The 16,692-nt window shown below is 68.2% G+C and carries 14 protein-coding genes and 2 tRNA genes; 9 read left to right on the forward strand and 7 right to left on the reverse strand.

Going from position 1 to position 16,692, the window contains the following annotated elements; translation table 11 throughout:
• Positions 1-9: 9 nt before the first annotated feature.
• On the reverse strand, positions 10-1,452 hold the full coding sequence (locus FHJ30_RS02490) for an NCS2 family permease (protein WP_139027694.1): 1,443 nt from the start codon (positions 1,450-1,452) through the stop codon (positions 10-12).
• A 111-nt stretch (positions 1,453-1,563) separates the two neighbouring features.
• Here FHJ30_RS02490 and FHJ30_RS02495 point away from each other — a divergent pair, with 111 nt between their 5' ends.
• A complete protein-coding gene (locus FHJ30_RS02495; protein ID WP_139027695.1) occupies positions 1,564-2,184 on the forward strand; it encodes a copper resistance CopC family protein in 621 nt (206 codons plus the stop codon).
• Between the two features lie 28 nt (positions 2,185-2,212).
• Here FHJ30_RS02495 and FHJ30_RS02500 read toward each other — a convergent pair whose 3' ends face one another.
• Positions 2,213-2,833, reverse strand: a complete 621-nt coding sequence (locus FHJ30_RS02500) for an FAD-dependent monooxygenase (protein ID WP_139027750.1) — start codon at positions 2,831-2,833, stop codon at positions 2,213-2,215.
• A gap of 413 nt (positions 2,834-3,246) precedes the next feature.
• Between FHJ30_RS02500 and FHJ30_RS02505 the strand changes: the two genes are divergently transcribed.
• The 5 genes from FHJ30_RS02505 to FHJ30_RS02525 are packed head-to-tail and all read left to right on the forward strand — an operon-like array spanning position 3,247 to position 10,311.
• On the forward strand, positions 3,247-4,275 hold the full coding sequence (locus FHJ30_RS02505; RefSeq protein ID WP_139027696.1) for a universal stress protein: 1,029 nt from the start codon (positions 3,247-3,249) through the stop codon (positions 4,273-4,275).
• A 27-nt stretch (positions 4,276-4,302) separates the two neighbouring features.
• The gene (locus FHJ30_RS02510; RefSeq protein ID WP_139027697.1) at positions 4,303-7,089 is read left to right on the forward strand and encodes a PEP/pyruvate-binding domain-containing protein; all 2,787 of its coding nucleotides are present in this window, start codon (positions 4,303-4,305) and stop codon (positions 7,087-7,089) included.
• A gap of 57 nt (positions 7,090-7,146) precedes the next feature.
• Positions 7,147-8,421, forward strand: a complete 1,275-nt coding sequence (locus tag FHJ30_RS02515; RefSeq protein WP_306669398.1) for a hypothetical protein — start codon at positions 7,147-7,149, stop codon at positions 8,419-8,421.
• Positions 8,418-9,416: an ABC transporter ATP-binding protein gene (locus tag FHJ30_RS02520; protein WP_139027698.1), complete on the forward strand. Its 999-nt coding sequence runs from the start codon at positions 8,418-8,420 to the stop codon at positions 9,414-9,416. Before FHJ30_RS02515 ends, FHJ30_RS02520 begins: the two co-directional genes overlap by 4 nt.
• Positions 9,406-10,311, forward strand: a complete 906-nt coding sequence (locus tag FHJ30_RS02525; protein WP_373683163.1) for an ABC transporter permease — start codon at positions 9,406-9,408, stop codon at positions 10,309-10,311. Before FHJ30_RS02520 ends, FHJ30_RS02525 begins: the two co-directional genes overlap by 11 nt.
• 6 nt (positions 10,312-10,317) lie before the next feature.
• Here the strand turns inward: FHJ30_RS02525 and FHJ30_RS02530 are convergent, their stop codons facing one another.
• The 4 genes from FHJ30_RS02530 to FHJ30_RS02545 all read right to left on the reverse strand — a co-directional run bounded on the left by FHJ30_RS02530 (position 10,318) and on the right by FHJ30_RS02545 (position 14,404).
• Positions 10,318-11,718: a C40 family peptidase gene (locus FHJ30_RS02530; protein ID WP_139027755.1), complete on the reverse strand. Its 1,401-nt coding sequence runs from the start codon at positions 11,716-11,718 to the stop codon at positions 10,318-10,320.
• 333 nt (positions 11,719-12,051) lie between these two features.
• Positions 12,052-12,972: a cation diffusion facilitator family transporter gene (locus tag FHJ30_RS02535; RefSeq protein ID WP_139027699.1), complete on the reverse strand. Its 921-nt coding sequence runs from the start codon at positions 12,970-12,972 to the stop codon at positions 12,052-12,054.
• Positions 12,973-12,982: 10 nt separating this feature from the next.
• Complete coding sequence (locus FHJ30_RS02540; RefSeq protein WP_139027700.1) at positions 12,983-13,411, reverse strand: metallopeptidase family protein; 429 nt, start codon at positions 13,409-13,411, stop codon at positions 12,983-12,985.
• Positions 13,412-13,420: 9 nt separating this feature from the next.
• Positions 13,421-14,404, reverse strand: coding sequence for a DMT family transporter (locus FHJ30_RS02545; RefSeq protein WP_171058888.1), 984 nt, complete (start codon positions 14,402-14,404; stop codon positions 13,421-13,423).
• Positions 14,405-14,531: 127 nt separating this feature from the next.
• On the opposite strand from FHJ30_RS02545, the gene FHJ30_RS02550 reads away from it, so the two are divergent.
• Positions 14,532-15,215, forward strand: coding sequence for a thioredoxin domain-containing protein (locus FHJ30_RS02550; protein WP_139027701.1), 684 nt, complete (start codon positions 14,532-14,534; stop codon positions 15,213-15,215).
• Between the two features lie 17 nt (positions 15,216-15,232).
• Here FHJ30_RS02550 and FHJ30_RS02555 read toward each other — a convergent pair whose 3' ends face one another.
• Positions 15,233-16,288 carry a PHP domain-containing protein gene (locus FHJ30_RS02555; RefSeq protein ID WP_139027702.1) on the reverse strand — a complete coding sequence of 352 codons (1,056 nt, stop codon included), beginning with the start codon at positions 16,286-16,288 and terminating at the stop codon, positions 15,233-15,235.
• Positions 16,289-16,453: 165 nt separating this feature from the next.
• Between FHJ30_RS02555 and FHJ30_RS02560 the strand changes: the two genes are divergently transcribed.
• Positions 16,454-16,526, forward strand: a tRNA-Glu gene (locus FHJ30_RS02560).
• 91 nt (positions 16,527-16,617) lie between these two features.
• Positions 16,618-16,691 (forward strand) — tRNA-Asp (locus tag FHJ30_RS02565).
• The last annotated feature ends 1 nt before the right edge of the window (position 16,692 follow it).

Here is a 16,692-nt window from a genome sequence, read left to right on the forward strand (position 1 = left end):
GGGGCAGGGCTACAGCATGCCCAGGGCGGCCTCGATGGGACCGACGGCGAAGAACAGCAGGAAGGCAGCCGCCACCGCCCACATCAACGGGTGGATCTCCTTAATCCGGCCCTGGACAGTGCGGATCAGCACAAAGGCGATGAACCCGGCGCCCAGGCCGTTGGCGATGGAGTAGGTGAACGGCATCAGCGTGAAGGTCAGGAAGGCCGGGATCGCGATGCCCCAGTCCTGCCAGTCGATCTTCCCCACCTGGGACACCATCATGAAGCCCACCACCACCAGTGCCGGGGCAACAGCCTCGAAGGGCACCAGGTTGATCAGCGGGGTGAAGAACATGGCCACCAGGAACAGCAGGCCGGTGACGATCGAGGCAACGCCGGTGCGCGCGCCCTCGCCGATGCCGGCGCCGGCTTCGACGTAGATCTGGTTGGAGGATACGGATGCGCCGCCGCCCACGATCGCGCCCAGCGCGTCCACCTGGAGGACGCGGTCCACGTCGGGGATATTGCCGTGTTCGTCAACGGTTCCGGCCTCGTTGGCCAGGCCCACCATCGTTCCCATGGCGTCGAAGAAGATGCTCAGCAGGATCACGAACGCCAGCAGCGAGGCGGCAACGAAGCCCAGGTGCTCAAAGGCGCCGAACGGGTTTGCCTTGCCGATCAGGGACAGGTCCGGGGCCGCCCATTCGGTGAACGTGGGCGCCACCAGGGACCAGCCCTGCGGGTTGGAGGTTTTGCCGTCGAAGCTCGGTCCGATATGCAGGGTCATCTCCAGGAGCACGGAGATGATGGTGGAGGTGATGATGCCGATCAGGATGGCGCCCTTGACCTTGCGGACCACCAGGGCGATGGTCAGGATCAGGCCGAAAACGAACACGGCGGTGGGCCAGCCCAGGAGCTTCCCGTCGAAGCCCAGTCCCACGGGGACGGTGGTGCCGGCCACGTCGGGGATACGGCGGACGAAGCCGGCATTGACCAGCCCGATCAGGGCGATGAACAGCCCGATGCCCACCACAATGGCCGTCTTCAGCCCGTCCGGAACGGCTTTGAAGACGGCGGTGCGGAACCCGGTGAGCACCAGGATCAGCATGGTGACGCCGGACAGGACCACCAGGCCCATCATGTCCGGCCACGTCAGTTCAGGATTGGTGGCAACAGTGACGGCTACAAAGGCGTTGACGCCCAGGCCCGTGGCGAGCGCGAAGGGGTGCCGCGCCCAGGCGCCCATCAGGATGGTGAGGAGGCCGGCCACGAAGGCCGTTACGGCGGCAACGGCGGTGAACCCCAGCGTGGTGCCGCTGGAGTCCGGTCCGGAGAGGATCAGGGGGTTCAGCACCACGATGTAGCTCATGGCGAAGAACGTGGCGAAGCCGCCGCGGATCTCGCGGGAAAGGTTGGAACCGCGTTCGGTGATCTTGAAATACCGGTCCAGGGCAGAGCCTTGCTTAAGCATTAGTCCTCCGGGGAAGTCTGTGGGGATACCTGAATCCTATGGGGACGGCGGCTGGGCGGCAGGCAATTTCGCCTAGTCTGTAAGGAAGCCAACACAAGGAGCCCCCACAGCATGCGTCCCATCCGCCGCCGGATCCTGGCCCTTGGGCTTGGAATCCTCGTTTTCGCCGCTGCCGTGCTGGGCCTTGCCGGGCCCGCAGCCGCGCATGACGCCGCCGAGTCCACCAGCCCCGCACAGGGCGCCTCGGTTACCGCGCCCCCGGAACAGGTTTCGGTCACGTTCAACAAGAATCCGCTGGGGATTGGTGCCTCCATCTCCGTCAAGGACGCCGCCGGCGCCGAGTGGGCGGACGGTCCCGTGGAGATCGTGGACAACGTGGCGTCACAGAAGGTCAGGGCGGGAGGCCCGGCCGGGCAGTACACCGTCGCCTGGCGCGTGGTCAGTTCGGACTCGCACCCCATCGAGGGGACGTTTGTTTTTACGGCCGCTTCCGCCGCGCCGGGCGCATCACCGGCAGGAAGTCCGACGGCGGCCGGTACGGTTCCTGGCACCGCTCCGGCCATGGGGACGGCGCAGCCCGGAACCACGGCTGAACCCGCGGACCCGGCGGACGCCGGGCAGCCGTTCCAGTGGAGCATCGTCATTTTCGCCGCCGTCGCGGCAGGGCTGCTGGCTACCCTTGCCGTCCTCGCCAGGCGCAGGCTCACGGCCGGCACGGACGAGGAGGGCTGACGGGCACCGGCGGGCGCCTTCGCTGACGCTAGCAGGGCAGGGCCGCGAAGCTTCCGGTGCCCGGGAAGGCGACGCTGTCGGGATGGACTTTTGCGGAGATCGCCTGGCCCACGGTCTTGGCCTGGCGCAGGACCTCTTTGGGTGATGGGGTGATGAGCTCGCCCACGCCCACCAGGTAGATGCCGATTGCCCGCATGGCAGCGGCGAGGTTCCGGCCCACGGCGATCCCGAAGTCGTTGATCATGCGCCGCAACTGGCTGTGGGCGCAGCGGGTCAGGACAATATGGTCGGCCACCAGAATGCCGGTAGGGGTGTGGACTTCCCACTGCGGAGCGGCGGTTCCAGGACCGTCCAGCATGGTCAACTGGACAGCGCGGGTGGTGTGCCGCACGTCCACGGCATGGCTGGCGGCGTAATTGCGCAGGTGCCGCAGGATCTCGTTCCGCTCGCGGAGGGTGGCGGAATCCGCCGCGTCGCAGCGTTGCAGTGAAGCGGTGTTGGCCGGCTGTGCGGCGCCAAGGATGTCCAGTCCGTCCACCACAATCGAGTCCACCCCGCGGCGGCACAGCTCAGCGGCCACGGCAAGCCCGGAGAGGCCCGTGCCAATGATCACGGTGGTGGTCTGCTCGGTCCCGGCATTCCCAGGCATGCTTGACACTACAGTTTCCCTCCTTCGAAGTTTCGGCAGGTGCAGGCGTCCTCGCCCGCATGCGTCCCGTTACCCCCAAAGTCCGGCCGCAGTACGTTGGCGGGCAGCCCTGGCGAAAAGAGGCAGTAGGCGTCCCGGACCAACAATGTCCTGAAGACTACAGAACATTTCCGGCGGTGGATAGCCCAAACCGAAAACACCTTCCCACGCCTTGAAGGCGCTTTCCCGGACCGCTGGAGCGCCTGTGGATAACCCGGTGTTTCCCGCTTGCTATGGCACCGGCGACGGAGAATAGTGGGAAGCGGAAGCAGGCCTTCCTTCCCAGCTCAGGCCGGGGTACGGGTGCACGGGGAAGGGTCCGGTTTCTGGCAGAATAGCCGCAACATCAGGCAGTATCGCGAGGAGGCGGCCCCATGGGCGCACAAGAGTTGCATCCGGACCCGCAGGACGGCGGCAGCACTGCTGCTCCCGAGGGGATCGTTGTTGGCGTGGATGGCTCAGACCACGGCCAGTGCGCGCTTGTGTGGGCAGCGCGCGAGGCCCAGCGCCGGCGCCGTCCGCTGCATATCGTCACCGCCTACTCGGTGCCCATCTTCGCCGCATCGGGCCTCGACGGCGGTTATGCAACCGTGGACGACTCGGTGATCCGTGAGGGCGCCGAGGCGGTGGTCAAGCAGGCCCTGGACAAGATCTCCACCTACGACCTCGATGTCACCGCATCCGTGGAGAACGGCGATGCCTCCGGAGTACTTCTGGAGATGTCCCAGACTGCCGAGCTCCTGGTGTTTGGCACCCGCGGCCGCGGCGGTTTTGTGGGCAGGCTCCTCGGTTCGGTGAGCAGCGCCCTGCCAGCCCACGCCAAATGCCCCACCGTGACCGTGCCGCTGATCTGCGCGGACCGGCTGGGCGAAACCACCGAGGACAGGCGCATCAAGGCAGAGCAGGCCAAAGCCGGGCACCAGCGCGTGGAGAATGTGGTGGTGGTGGGCGTTGACGGCTCGGAGCAGGCGCGGGTGGCCGTCCTGGAGGCGGCAGACCAGGCGGAACGCCTGGGCGCAACCCTGCGCGTGGTCTGTGCAGTGCCGCAGTACAGCGGCTCCCTGGCGTGGGTGCCGGCTCCCATGGACCGCAAAGCCCTTTTCGCCGATATCCAGGTGACCCTGGACGCCGGCATGGCGTGGCTGCGCAGCCACTTCCCCAATCTTCACACCGAATCGGAGCTGAAGGACGGTTCGCCGGTGGACGTCCTCGTCGAGGAAAGCCGGCATGTGGAACTGGTGGTGGTGGGCACCCGCGGCCGGGGTGGCTTCACCGGAATGCTCCTGGGCTCCACGTCCGATGGCATACTCCACCATGCCAAGGGCCCCGTCATGGTGGTTCCGGACCGTGAAGACCCCCGGTTGGCGGACCGCGCCAAGTTCGGCCCCGTTCTCGGCTCCTGACAAGATCCTGCTGCCGGGAGCGCCGCGATGGCCGCCGAACCATCAGGAAAGGCCGGGGAGGTTACCCGCCCACATGCGGGGGACACGGCCCCTGCCTTGATCCTGGGCCTCAACCAGGTTGATGGCAGCATGCTTCCGCTGGTGGGAGGCAAGGCGGCCAACCTCGGCGAGCTGATGGCAGCCGGGCTGCCCGTGCCGGAAGGGTTCTGCCTCACCACGGCGGCTTACAGGGAGGCCACCAGGACCGTCCAGGACGGCGTGCTCGCAGAACTGGGCAGCCGCCAGGCCGCACTGCGCCCGGGAACCCCCGGCCGGGACGCCGAACTCGCTGTGTTGGCCGGCAGGGCACGGGAGTCCATCCGGGCCATCCCGGTTCCGCCGCGGATCGTGGCCGCCGTGGAGCAGGCATATGCGGCGCTGGGAACAGCGGCTCCGGTGGCGGTACGGTCCTCCGCCACTGCAGAGGACCTTCCGTTCGCGAGCTTCGCCGGCCAGCAGGACACCTACCTGAATGTCATCGGCAGTGATGCCGTCCTTGGGGCCGTGCGGGACTGCTGGGCCTCCCTCTGGACGGACCGGGCGGTGGCCTACCGGGCCGCCCTGGGGATCAAACCGCACGAAGTAGCCCTCGCCGTCGTAGTCCAGCGGATGGTTGACGCCCAGGCGGCCGGGGTGATGTTCACGGCCAATCCACTGACAGGCAGGCGCCGGGAGGCTGTGATCGATGCTGCCCCGGGGCTCGGTGAAGCAGTGGTTTCAGGGGCGGTCAATCCGGACCACTTTGTGGTGGACACCGAAAAATCGAGGGTCCTCGAGCGAAGACTGGGGGATAAACGCGTCATTGTCCGGCCCCTTCCCGGCGGCGGAACCGAGGTGCGGGACATGCCGGGCCAGGCGAATGCGTCCAGCCTTACGGACGGCCAGGCCATTGGGCTTGCAGCGTTGGGAATGCGGGCGGAAAGGCATTTTGGTGCACCGCAGGACGCCGAATGGGCCATCGACGCCCGCGGCGCACTCTGGTTAACCCAGTCCAGGCCCATCACAACACTGTTCCCGGTGCCGGAACGCCGGTCCGGAGGCGGAGGAACAAGGGTGTACTTGTGCTTCAGCCTGGCCCAGGGCCTCACCCGCCCCCTCACCCCCATGGGCCTGGCGTCGCTGCGGCTCATTGGCTCCTCCGTGGCCAAGGCGGCAGGTTTCGCCGTTCCGGACCCCCGGCTCGGTCCACCGCCGTACGCGGAGGCGGCGCAGCGCCTTTACTTTGACCTCACAACGCCGGTCAGGAGCAGTGTGGGGCGCCGGCTCCTTCCGCGGATCTTCGACGTTATGGAAGCCAGGTCCGCCATGGTGCTGCGCCAGGTTTTTACGGACCCCCGGTTTTCGGTGACCCGCAGGACCCCGTTCGGACTGCTGCGCCATGTCCTGCCCGCCGCCGTACGTGCCCGGGTCCCAGAGTCGGTGCTCCGGGGACTGCTCCGGCCCAAGGCAGCGCTGCGCCGGCTGGACCGCTTCACGCAGCAATTCGCGGACGGCCTCGAGCTGGAGGCGGGGGCGGGACCGGTCCAGCGGCTCGACCATGCAGAGCAGATCCTGGGCAACCGGCTGTTTGCGGTGGTCCCCGCCATCCTGCCCCTGCCCGCACTGGGATTTGCGGCGCTGTGGATGGCCGGAAAGCTTCTCGGGGGCCGGGACCGCTGGAATGACCTGGAGAAGGTTCTCCGGGGCCTGCCGCAGAACGTCACCACCGAGATGGACCTGGACCTGTGGCGGCTGGCATCCGCTGTCAAGGATGACCGCGAGTCGCGCAGGGCCCTGGAGGAGGGGCAGCCAGCGGACCTGGCGGCGGAGTTCAAGGCCGGCAACCTGCCTCCTGTCCTGCATGCGGGCCTGGTGCGGTTCCTTCACCGCTACGGGCAACGTGCGGTGGCCGAAATCGATGTGGGCCTGCCACGCTGGTCCGATGACCCCACGCACATCCTGGGTGTCTTGGCCAACTACCTGCGCCTCACTGATCCCGCACTGGCGCCGGACGTGCAGTTCAGCAGGGCGAACGCCGAGGCAGAGGGGGAAGTGGAGCGGCTGGTTGCCGAGGCCCGGCGCCGCGGCAGGATGCGTGCGCTGCTGGTTGCCGCTGCACTGCGCCGCACCAGGTTGTTCGCCGGGCTGCGGGAACTGCCCAAGTACCAGCTGGTCCTGGGCCTCGCCGAAGTACGCAAACAGGTGGCCCAGGTGGGAGCCGTGCTGGAGTCCGCCGGTTGGCTGGAGCACGCGGACGACATCTTCTTCCTCGATTTCGGGGAGGCCCGGGAGGCCTTGGTTAGCGGCGCCGCGAATGGAACCAGCCAGCCGCGGAGGCTGCGCGAGCTCGTCCTGGAGCGGCGCGCCGCCTACACCAGCGAACTTGGCCGGCGGCACATCCCCAGGGTCCTGCTGTCGGACGGCACCGAGCCCGAGGTGCTCCACGCTGCGGCTGCGGGAGCGGCCGGCGGCGCTGCGAACGGTGCGCTGTCCGGCAGCCCCGCATCAGCGGGCTCGGCCACGGGTCCCGCCCGGGTAATCCTGGACCCGGTGGGTGCCCACCTTGAACCCGGGGAGATCCTGGTGGCGCCGTCCACCGATCCCGGCTGGACCCCCTTGTTCCTGACGGCCGGCGGCCTGGTGATGGAAATGGGCGGGCCCAATTCGCACGGTGCCGTGGTGGCCCGGGAGTATGGCATTCCCGCCGTCGTGGGGGTTCCGGAGGCCACCTCCCGGCTTGCCACGGGACAAAGAATTACGGTCGACGGCGGGGCAGGAACCATAGTGCCTGCTTAGCCCCCTGCGGGCCGCCGGGCAGGTGAAGCGAGCGGTCCTGAGGCGTACCCTTGGATTATGGGCTCCAATGACGGAGACGGCCGGACAATGGGCGGCCGGTATGCAAGCTACCGGAACATGGCCGCGTCGCGGGACCGCGGCATGAAACGGTCCTATTTGCGATGGATTCCTGCAGTGGCTGTTCCTGCGGTGATAGCGGCCGGCGTCCTGGTTGGATCCCTCCCCGCGCGGGCCGGCGATCCCCTTCCGGAGAAGACCCCGGCGGAAGTGATCGCCCTCTTCGGCTCCCACACCGCGCACACCTTCTCAGGCACCCTGGAACAGTCCTCGGACCTGGGGTTGCCGGAGTTGCCGGCAACCGGTCCTGCGTCCGGTCCGGCGTCGGCCGGCGGGGCAGCGTCCGCGGTTGAGTTTCTCACCGGCCGCCACACTGCACGGATCTTCATGGACGGCAAGGACAAGGCGCGCGTCCAGGTGGTGGACCGGCTCGCGGAACGGGACGTCATCCGGCACGGCAATGACGTCTGGTTCTACTCGTCCAAGGACAACACGGCGGCGCACCTGGCCCTGCCGGCCCACGCCAGCGACCTGCCGCTGATGGACCCTGGCCAGCAGCCTCCCACGACTTCCCCCGCTGATCCCGTCCCGGGTGGAATGCCGGTGCCGCCGACGCCCCAGGAACTGGCTCGGAAGTTCCTCGCCGCGGCGGACAGTTCGACCGCCGTAACGGTGGGCCCCGACCTCCAGGTGGCCGGCCGCCCCGCGTACAACCTCGTCCTTGAGCCCCGCACAGGCGGGACACTTGTTGGCAAAGTGGCCATCGCCGTCGACGGCGGGAACGGCATGCCGCTCTCCGTGCAAGTAACCGCGCGGGGCGCCGCAGAGCCGGCGTTCAGCGCCGGATTCACCAGCCTGTCCCTTGACACCCCGGATGACGCCCTCTTCACCTTCGTCCCGCCGCCGGGCAGCACGGTGAAGGAACTGCAGCTTCCGCCTTCACACGGCCTGCCGCACGGCCCGGGCTACCCCCGGGATCCCGGAATGCACATCACCCCGGACCAGCTTGCCGCCGATGCCCAGGAAAAGGCCCGGCCCTACCTGGCAGGGGCAGGATGGGAAACCATCGCGGAACTTCCGGCAGGAACCGACGCCGCCGCTGCCCTGGGCAAAGCGCTGGCACAGAATCCGGTGCTGGCCCAGGCCGCCGTCGTTGTTCCTGGCGGGCGGCTGCTTTCCACTGCACTCTTCAACGTCCTGCTCACCGACGACGGCCGCATCCTTGCGGGCATGGTCCCGGCGGACGCACTGCAAGCCGCCGCCTCGGCCCCGTGACCGGCGCGGCAGGGCTTCGCGGGCCCTGGGCGTACGGCCTGACGATCGAAACACGCGGGCTGACAAAGCATTTTGGCCGGCAGGTGGCGGTGGACAGCCTGGATCTTGCCGTGCCGCCCGGCGCTGTCTTCGGCTTCCTGGGGCCCAACGGATCCGGAAAGACAACCACCATCCGGATGCTGCTGGGCCTCGCGGCCGCTTCCGCCGGGACGGTCACGCTGCTCGGAAGGGACATGCCGGGCAGCTTCCAGGATGTCCTGCCGCGCGTCGGGGCGCTTGTGGAGGGACCGGCCTTCTACCCGTTCCTGTCGGGAACGGCGAACCTCCACCGGCTGGACGCCGCGGGCCGGCACGCCGATCCCGCAACGCGTAAGGCACGGGTGGAGGCGGCGCTGGAACGCGTGGGGCTCAGCCACGCCGCCGGCAAGCGCGTCCATGCCTATTCGCTGGGCATGAAGCAACGGCTGGGGATCGCCAACGCCCTGCTGTCCCCCCGCGAACTGCTGGTGCTGGATGAGCCCACCAACGGCCTGGACCCGCAAGGGACCCGGGAAGTGCGGAACCTAGTCCGGTCCCTGGCAGCAGACGGGACCACCGTTTTTGTTTCCAGCCACCTGCTGGCTGAAGTGGAACAGATCTGCACCCATGCCGCCGTCATGAGTGCGGGCAAGCTGGTGGCCCAGGGCCCGCTGCCGGACCTGCGCCGGTCCGGGAGTTCGCGCATGCGGCTGGTGACGCCGGACGCTGGCCAGGCATCGGAGGTCCTGGTCCGGCTGGGCCTGGCGCCGGAGGAGGGACCGGCCCAGCCGGACGGGCACGTGGTGACGGCCGCCCTTGCCGTCCCGGGCTCCGGGGCGGCACACCCTGCCCCGGAGGACCTGGTGGCGGAGCTGGTAAGGGCTGGTGTCCGGGTCCGCGGCTTTGCGGTGGAACGGGAGAGCCTGGAGGACCGGTTTGTCGCCTTGACGGGGGAGGGGTTCGATGTTGCCCAGTAGCGTGCCGGACCAGGAGCAGGACCAGAACCGGGACAAGGGCCGGGAAACGTCCGCGGTCAAGGCCGCGGCGCTCCCGCGCAGAGCCGGCTGGTCCCTTCTGGGTTCGGAAATCGCCGTACTGTTCCGGCGCAGGAGAACCTGGGCCCTGCTGCTGGCGCTGGCCGCCATTCCGGTCCTGATTGCGGTGGCCGTCCGGGTCTCCTCGGCCGTTCCTCCCGGGCGTGGTCCGGCCTTCCTGGACCGCATTACGCAGAACGGCCTGTTCGTGGCGTTCACCGCCATGCTGGTGTCCGTCCCGCTGTTCCTGCCGCTCACGGTGGGCGTGGTGGCGGGGGATACCATCGCGGGCGAGGCAAACCTGGGAACACTGAGGTACCTGCTGGTTGCCCCGACGGGCCGTGTCCGCCTGCTCCTGGTGAAGTATGCCGGAGCGCTGGCCTTCGGCCTCGCCGCACCGCTCACGGTGGCCCTTGCCGGGGCCGCCATCGGGACGGCGCTTTTCCCCGTGGGACCGGTGACCCTGCTGTCAGGGGACGTCATCCAGCCGCCGGAGGCCGCGCTCCGCCTCCTCCTGATCGCCGCGTACCTGGCCGTCTCCCTGGCCGGGCTGTCCGCGATCGGGCTGTTCCTGTCCACCCTCACCGTGGTTCCGGTGGGTGCCATGGCCGCCACGGTGGTGCTCTCCGTGGTGTCCCAGGTCCTCGACCAGTTGCCACAGCTTGAGTGGCTGCACCCATGGCTGTTCAGCCACTACTGGCTGGGCTTCGGGGACCTGCTCCGCCAGCCCGTCCTGTGGGACTCGTTCGCCAGCAACGCCCTGCTGCAGGCGGGATACGTCGCCGTGTTCGGAGCCCTCGCCTACGGCCGGTTTGTCACCAAGGACGTACTGAGCTGAACCGCGCTAGTAGCGTGCGGCGTACGGGTGGAGCTGCATCCCGGCCAGTGCGCTGAGCTGGGTCACCGCTATGCCCTCCTGCGGGTTCAGTGCGTGGACCACCTGCCCGTTCCCCAGGTAGATGGCCACATGGTAGAAGTTCGACGGCGATCCCCACACCAGCAGGTCGCCGCGCCGCGCCTGGGAGATGGGTACGTGGGTGGAGGCGGAGGCGTACTGCTGCGCGGCCGTGCGCGGGAGGTACTTCCCGGCGGCCGCGAACGCCGTCTGCACCAGCCCCGAGCAGTCAAAACCGTAGGGACCGGTACCGCCCCACTGGTAGTAGTAGGGCGCGCCCACCTTGCCCAGCGCCGCCGAGATGGCTGCCTCGTAGGTTCCTCCGCCAAGCGGTGGGGCGGGTGCGGGTGCCGGGGCGGGTGCCGGGGCGGGTGCCGGAGCGGGTGCCGGAGCCGCCGGAGCGGGTGCCGGAGCCGCCGGAGCTGGTGCCGGGGCTGGGGCCTGCGGGGCTGGCGCCGCCGGTGCGGGAGCAGCCGCGGGTGGGGGAGCTGCGGGAGCGGGAACTGCCGGGGCCGCCGGTGCCGCAGCGGCCGGCCGGTTGTCCGCCGTGGTGCGCTGCTCCCGGGTTTCCGCCTCCGACGCGGCTTTTTCTGCCGCTGCCGTCAGCGCCGCCAGCCGGGCTTCCTCCCGCTGCCGGTCCAGGGCGTCCACCCGGGCCGACTCAAGCGCCACGGTGGTGTTCCGCAGTTGGGCGAGCTGGTCCACCAGGACAGTGCGCTGTGCCCTGGCGTCCGCCACGGCTTTGGCGGAGGCTGTGTTGGCCACGTCCGCCTGGGATTTACGGGTTTCGGCTGTCCGCGCGGCCTCGTCGGCGGCCTTCGTGGCTTCCTGCGCTGCCGTGGTCAGGGAGCGTGACGCTTCCGCGGCGGCATCTGCAGCTTCAAAGGCCCGGCTCCGGCTTGCCGCAAGGGCCTGGAGGGTGGCTGCCTGCTCCAGGGTTTCGCCGCCCCCGCTGGCGAATGTGCCCAGCGTGGGGTTCAGCCCGCCGTTGCGGTAGAGGTCGCCGGCCAGCTGCCCCACCTGCCTGCGGGTCTTGTCCTGCTGCTCCTGGGCCGTCGCGGCCCTGGCTGATGCCGCGGCCGCTGCAGAACTGCGCTGCTGCAACTCCACCAGGGCTTCGCTGTAGGCATTGTTGGCCTGCATCGCCACGGCAAAGGCGGCCTGCTGGGATTCTGCCGCGGAGCCAAGGATCCGTTCGATCGCGGCCACCTGGTCCGCCGCGGCGGCCTCGCTGGATTTCGCTGCGGCGATGTCCTCGGCCGAGGGGATCTCGGGTGAGGCCGGGACGGAGATGGAGGGCCGCTGTGGCGCGGGCAGGGCGCCTGCGGGCGCTGCCGCAGTCCCCAGCATGACGACGGCGGCACACACTGCGGCGGACTTGCGCAAGGAAGTGCCTAAGAAGGAAGCGCGCAGGGTCGTGCCCAGAAAGGACGTGCGCAGTGACGTGCGCTGGGATTTGTTTGAAACCATCTGCAGGAAACCTCGAAGCGGTAGGGCTGGAGGTCCGGGGGCACACAACTGCCCCCCCTGATGCCCGCCAGCAGTCCGAGGCTACGTGACAGATTGCACTTTGGCAACAAGAGTCACATCAATAACATAAAACACATCAGTGTCATTTGATCGCACCCAAAAGGCCGGCGTGTCGTTCCCGTGTTCCGGACAGCGGGGCGCCGAACGCTTTTGCTAGGCGTGCTGGTGGGCCTCGTGTTCGGAATGGCTGGCAGGTTCCAGCTGGAAGGTGCAGTGGTCGGTGTCGAAGTGCGAGCCCAGGCAGGTGATCAGCTTGTCCAGCAGTTGGTCCGCGCCGCGGGCGTTGAGCACCCCGTCCTCCACCACCACGTGCGCGGAGAAGACCGGAACGCCGGAGGTGATGGTCCAGATGTGGATGTCATGCACGTCCGTGACGCCGTCGACGGACAGGATGTGCTCACGGATCATCTGTACTTCCACGCCCTTGGGGCTGGCCTCCAGCAGGACATCCACCACGTCGCGGAGCAGCGACCAGGCCCGGGGCAGGATCAGGAGGGCGATCACCACGGAAGCGATGGTGTCCGCGGCCTGGAAGCCGGTCACCATGATCACAACGGCTGCGGCAATCACGGCAAACGATCCCAGCAGGTCGCCCAGCACCTCCAGGTAGGCGCCCCGCACGTTCAGGCTCTCCTGGTGGGCGCCGTGCAGGATCAGGAGGGACGCCACATTGGCGGCCGCGCCGAGGATGGCGGCGAACAGCATGATGCCGGTCTGCACCTCGGGTGCCGCCCCGATCCGGCGCACCGCTTCGGTGAAGATGACCACGGAGATCACGATCAGGATCAATGCGTTGGCCAGTGCGGCCAGCACCTCGGCGCGCTGGTAGCCATAGGTTCTCTGGTCGCTGGCAGGGCGTCCCGCTATCCACGCGGCCAGCAGGGCGATGGTCACCCCCGCGGCGTCGGAGAGCATGTGGCCGGCATCGGCCAGCAGGGACAATGATCCGGAAAGGACGGCGCCCGCCACCTGGACCAGGACCACCACGAGCGTGATCACCAGGACGGCCACCAGCCGTTTCCGGTGCCGGCCCGTCGCAGTGATTCCGTGGGTGTGGCTGTGGTCGTGTCCCATGCCTACAAGGCTAGCCCCAGCCGAGCTCGTGCAGCCGATGGTCGTCGATCCCGAAGTGGTGCGCGATTTCGTGCACAACCGTCACCGCAACTTCATGGATGACGTCCTCCCGGGAGGAGCAGATCTCCAGGATGGGTTCGCGGTAGATGGTGATCCTGTCCGGCAGCGAGCCGGCGTCCCACCAGGAATCACGTTCGGTCAACGGCACGCCCTCATAGAGCCCCAGCAGGACCGTGTCCGGGTCCTCCCCGGGTTTTGGCACGTAGTCGTCCTCGATGAAGACCGCCACGTTGTCCATGGCGCCCGCCAACTTTTCCGGAATGCTATCCAGGGCGTCCTGGACCGCCGCCTCGAACTCGTCCTCGGGCATGGTGAAGCGAAGGGGCTCGCTGGGGCCCTCAGGAACGATCGGCAGGCCCGGCGGCAGGCTGGCTGGCATACATGGATTTTAGCGGGAAGCGGACGGCCCGGCGCCTCTCGGATTCCGGCTCCTGCGCCGGGTCAGCCCCACGCCCACCAGGCACACCAGCCCGCCAACCAGGCCCAGGACGGCGGGAATTTCACCGAGCAGCAGCCAGGAAATCAGGATGGTGGTGCCGGGTACCAGATAAGTGGTGGCCGCCAGCTTCCCGGCGTCCACCAGCGAGAGCGCGTACGCCCAGGTGGTGAAGGCGATCGCTGTTGGGAAGACGCCCAGGTAGGCGAGCCCCCAGGTTGCCTGCGGCGGGGCCGCCTGCACTTCGCTGATCAGCTGGCCGGCAAAGGGCAGGCAACACAGCGCGCCCACAACGATCCCGAACCACGTGGCCTGTGCGGCGGGAAACTTCCGCAGCACAGGCTTCTGGATGATGACGCTGACTGCGGCGAGCACGGCGGCAAGGAGGCATAGCAGCACGCCTGCGACGTCCGCCGTCGTGCGTCCCCCGGGCATGGACGCCTGGCCGGACCCGAAGGCGATGAGCGCCACCCCGGCGAAGGCAACCAGGCTCCCGATGATCAGCCAGCGCGGGAAGCCTTCCTTGAGGAAAATGCCGGCCATGATGGCCACCAGGATCGGGTTGACATTGATCAGCAGGGCACTGGTTCCGGCGTCAAGCACATGCTCTGCGGCGTTCAGCGCCACGTTGTACCCGCCGAACCACATCACTCCGTAGCCCAGGATGGGCCACCATTCCCGGCCCCGGGGAAGCAGCCGGCTCTTCAGCAGTTGGGGGAGGACCAGCACGGCCAGGACGACGGCGGCAATCGCCAGCCTGCCGAGCGTCAGGGAGCCGGGGGAAAAGTGCGGGCCGATTGCCCGGATACCCACAAAGGCCGATGCCCAGAGGACCACGGTAACCACCATGGCAGCCACCCCGAGCGCCTTCACCCGGGTAGCGGCGGCCTGGGGTGGTGCGGTGGTGGTCCGGCTGGCGGGGCTGGTTGAAGGCATGAGGCAAATCTAGCGGCGTGCCGGTGTTGCTGGCTGGCGGAAATCAGCCATGTCTGGGCAAGTTCCTGCCAAAAGGCGGGCCGCCCCCGCAGCCCCGGGTACCGGCTCCTCGGCTAGGATGCGGTTTATGGTCTCAAACCCGGCTCCACCCCGCGATTCTGCACGCCTTGCCAGGAAGGTCATCTGGATCATCCTTGCGCTGATTGTGGCCGGTTGTGTTGCCTGGTACTCGGTGCTGACGCTGGGGAAGCCACCGGAATCGGCGCCCCAGCCGGGAGGTGCCGAGCAGCTCGTGCGGACGGACAGCCACCGGCTGACCAGCCCGGCCGTGGAGAAGGCACAGTTGGTGGAGTTCCTCGATTTCGAATGCCCGTCCTGCGGTTCCATCCACCCGGTGGTGGAGGAATTCAAGGCGGAGTTCGGGGACAGGATCACGTTCGTCCACCGGCACTTCCCCCTGTCCGCCCACCCGAATTCGGGGCAGGCGGCCCTGGCAGCCGAGGCCGCCGGCCAGCAGGGGCAGTACCAGCAGATGGCGAACCGGCTGTTTGAAACCCAGGCGCAATGGGCCGGGAGCCAGCAGTCCCAGGCTCCCCTCTTCCGCACCTACGCCGAGCAGTTGGGACTGGACCTTTCCCGGTTCGATGCCGCAGTGGCCGACCCCAAGACGGAGGAGCGCATCCTGGCCGACATTGCGGACGGCGAGGCGCTGGGCGTGACCGGAACCCCCACCTTTTTCCTCAACGGCGAAAAGCTCACGCTGACCACCAAGGCGGATTTCCGGCAGAAGCTCGCGGACGCCGCCAAGTAGGCCCGTTCCGCCGGTGACTACCGGGCGCCCGCCCATTCCAGGAGGCGTTCCACCGGCCAGGTGGTGATGATGCGGTCAGCGGGGACCCCGTTCCGCTCGGCACGCTCGGCTCCGTACTGCAGGAAGTCCAGTTGGCCCGGCGCGTGGGCATCGCTGTCGATGGAGAACAGGCAGCCGGCATCGAGCGCCAGCTGGATCAGGGCGTCCGGCGGGTCCTGCCGCTCCGGCCGCGAGTTGATCTCCACCGCAACGTTGTGTTCGGCGCAGGCGGCGAACACCTCCTTGGCGTCGAATTCCGACGGCGGGCGCGTGCCCCGCGATCCCTCCACCAGGCGCCCGGTGCAGTGGCCCAGGACGTTGGTGTGCGGGTCCTGGATTCCGCCGAGCATCCGCCGGGTCATGGTCCTGCCGTCCGCGCGGAGCTTTGAATGAACGCTGGCCACCACGATGTCCAGGCGGTCCAGCAGCTCAGGTTCCTGGTCCAGGTCCCCGGATTCCAGGATGTCCACCTCGATGCCGGCCAGCAGCCGCACCGGGTCGGCAGCCTGCGCGTCGTCGAGCCCGGGGTGGGTGCCGGGATTGCCGCTGTTGATGGATTCCACCACGTCCAGCTGCTCCAGGAGGCGTTCGGCCGAGAGGCCGTTCGCGATGGTGAGGTTGGGCGAGTGGTCCGTGAGTGCGAGGTAGTCCCTGCCCAGCACCCCGGCGGCCGCCACCATCAGCTCGATGGGGGAGCCGCCGTCCGACCATTCGCTGTGGCTGTGCAGGTCGCCCCGCAGGACCTCCCGGATGGAAGCTCCGCCGGAAACCAGCGGCTGGGCGCCCTTCTCGCGGAGGTCGGTGAGGTAATCCGGGACCTCGCCCTCCACCGCCTGCCGGATCACCTGGTACGTCCGGTCGCCAATGCCCTTCATTGACTTCAGCCGGCCGTTGCGGGCACGTGCGGCCACTTCCTCCGGCGGCAACGGGCTGATGGCCGCTGCCGCCTTGCGGAACGCCTGGACCTTGAAGGTGGCGGCGCGTCCGCGCTCCAGCCAGAAGGCGATCTCGTTGAGCGCTGCTACGGCATCCATCCGTCCATCTTTACTCGTCCCGTCCGCCCCGTGGCGGTGTTTTTGGCCGATTTTGGATAATTCCTGCCTAGGCCCTATAGTTTTAGAGTCCAGTTCGGAGAAACGCAAAGGACAAAGACGGAAAGCCCCGCTTTACGCCTTTTATTTTGTTCCGAACGGGTTCTGGCCCCCATCGTCTAGCGGCCTAGGACACCGCCCTTTCACGGCGGCGGCACGGGTTCGAATCCCGTTGGGGGTACGCAAGGAACTGGTCAAGCAGGCAGAAAATGTCTGGTACGCTGGAGGCCTTGAAAAAAGCAGTAGCGATACTGTGGAAGCAAGAAAAGCAAGGCCCTGTAGCGCAGTTGGTTAGCGCGCCGCCCTGTCACGGCGGAGGTCGCGGGTTCAAGTCCCGTCAGGGTCGC

Origin of the sequence: Arthrobacter sp. BB-1 (assembly GCF_006151685.1) — a bacterium.
Classification (GTDB): domain Bacteria; phylum Actinomycetota; class Actinomycetes; order Actinomycetales; family Micrococcaceae; genus Arthrobacter.

Coding starts and splice junctions, on each gene's coding strand:
- FHJ30_RS02490 (WP_139027694.1), bottom strand. CDS start 1,452: ATGCTTAAGCAAGGCTCTGCCCTGGACCGGTATTTCAAGATCACCGAA.
- FHJ30_RS02495 (WP_139027695.1), top strand. CDS start 1,564: ATGCGTCCCATCCGCCGCCGGATCCTGGCCCTTGGGCTTGGAATCCTC.
- FHJ30_RS02500 (WP_139027750.1), bottom strand. CDS start 2,833: ATGCCTGGGAATGCCGGGACCGAGCAGACCACCACCGTGATCATTGGC.
- FHJ30_RS02505 (WP_139027696.1), top strand. CDS start 3,247: ATGGGCGCACAAGAGTTGCATCCGGACCCGCAGGACGGCGGCAGCACT.
- FHJ30_RS02510 (WP_139027697.1), top strand. CDS start 4,303: ATGGCCGCCGAACCATCAGGAAAGGCCGGGGAGGTTACCCGCCCACAT.
- FHJ30_RS02515 (WP_306669398.1), top strand. CDS start 7,147: ATGGGCTCCAATGACGGAGACGGCCGGACAATGGGCGGCCGGTATGCA.
- FHJ30_RS02530 (WP_139027755.1), bottom strand. CDS start 11,718: ATGCTGGGGACTGCGGCAGCGCCCGCAGGCGCCCTGCCCGCGCCACAG.
- FHJ30_RS02535 (WP_139027699.1), bottom strand. CDS start 12,972: ATGGGACACGACCACAGCCACACCCACGGAATCACTGCGACGGGCCGG.
- FHJ30_RS02540 (WP_139027700.1), bottom strand. CDS start 13,411: ATGCCAGCCAGCCTGCCGCCGGGCCTGCCGATCGTTCCTGAGGGCCCC.
- FHJ30_RS02545 (WP_171058888.1), bottom strand. CDS start 14,404: ATGCCTTCAACCAGCCCCGCCAGCCGGACCACCACCGCACCACCCCAG.
- FHJ30_RS02550 (WP_139027701.1), top strand. CDS start 14,532: ATGGTCTCAAACCCGGCTCCACCCCGCGATTCTGCACGCCTTGCCAGG.
- FHJ30_RS02555 (WP_139027702.1), bottom strand. CDS start 16,288: ATGGATGCCGTAGCAGCGCTCAACGAGATCGCCTTCTGGCTGGAGCGC.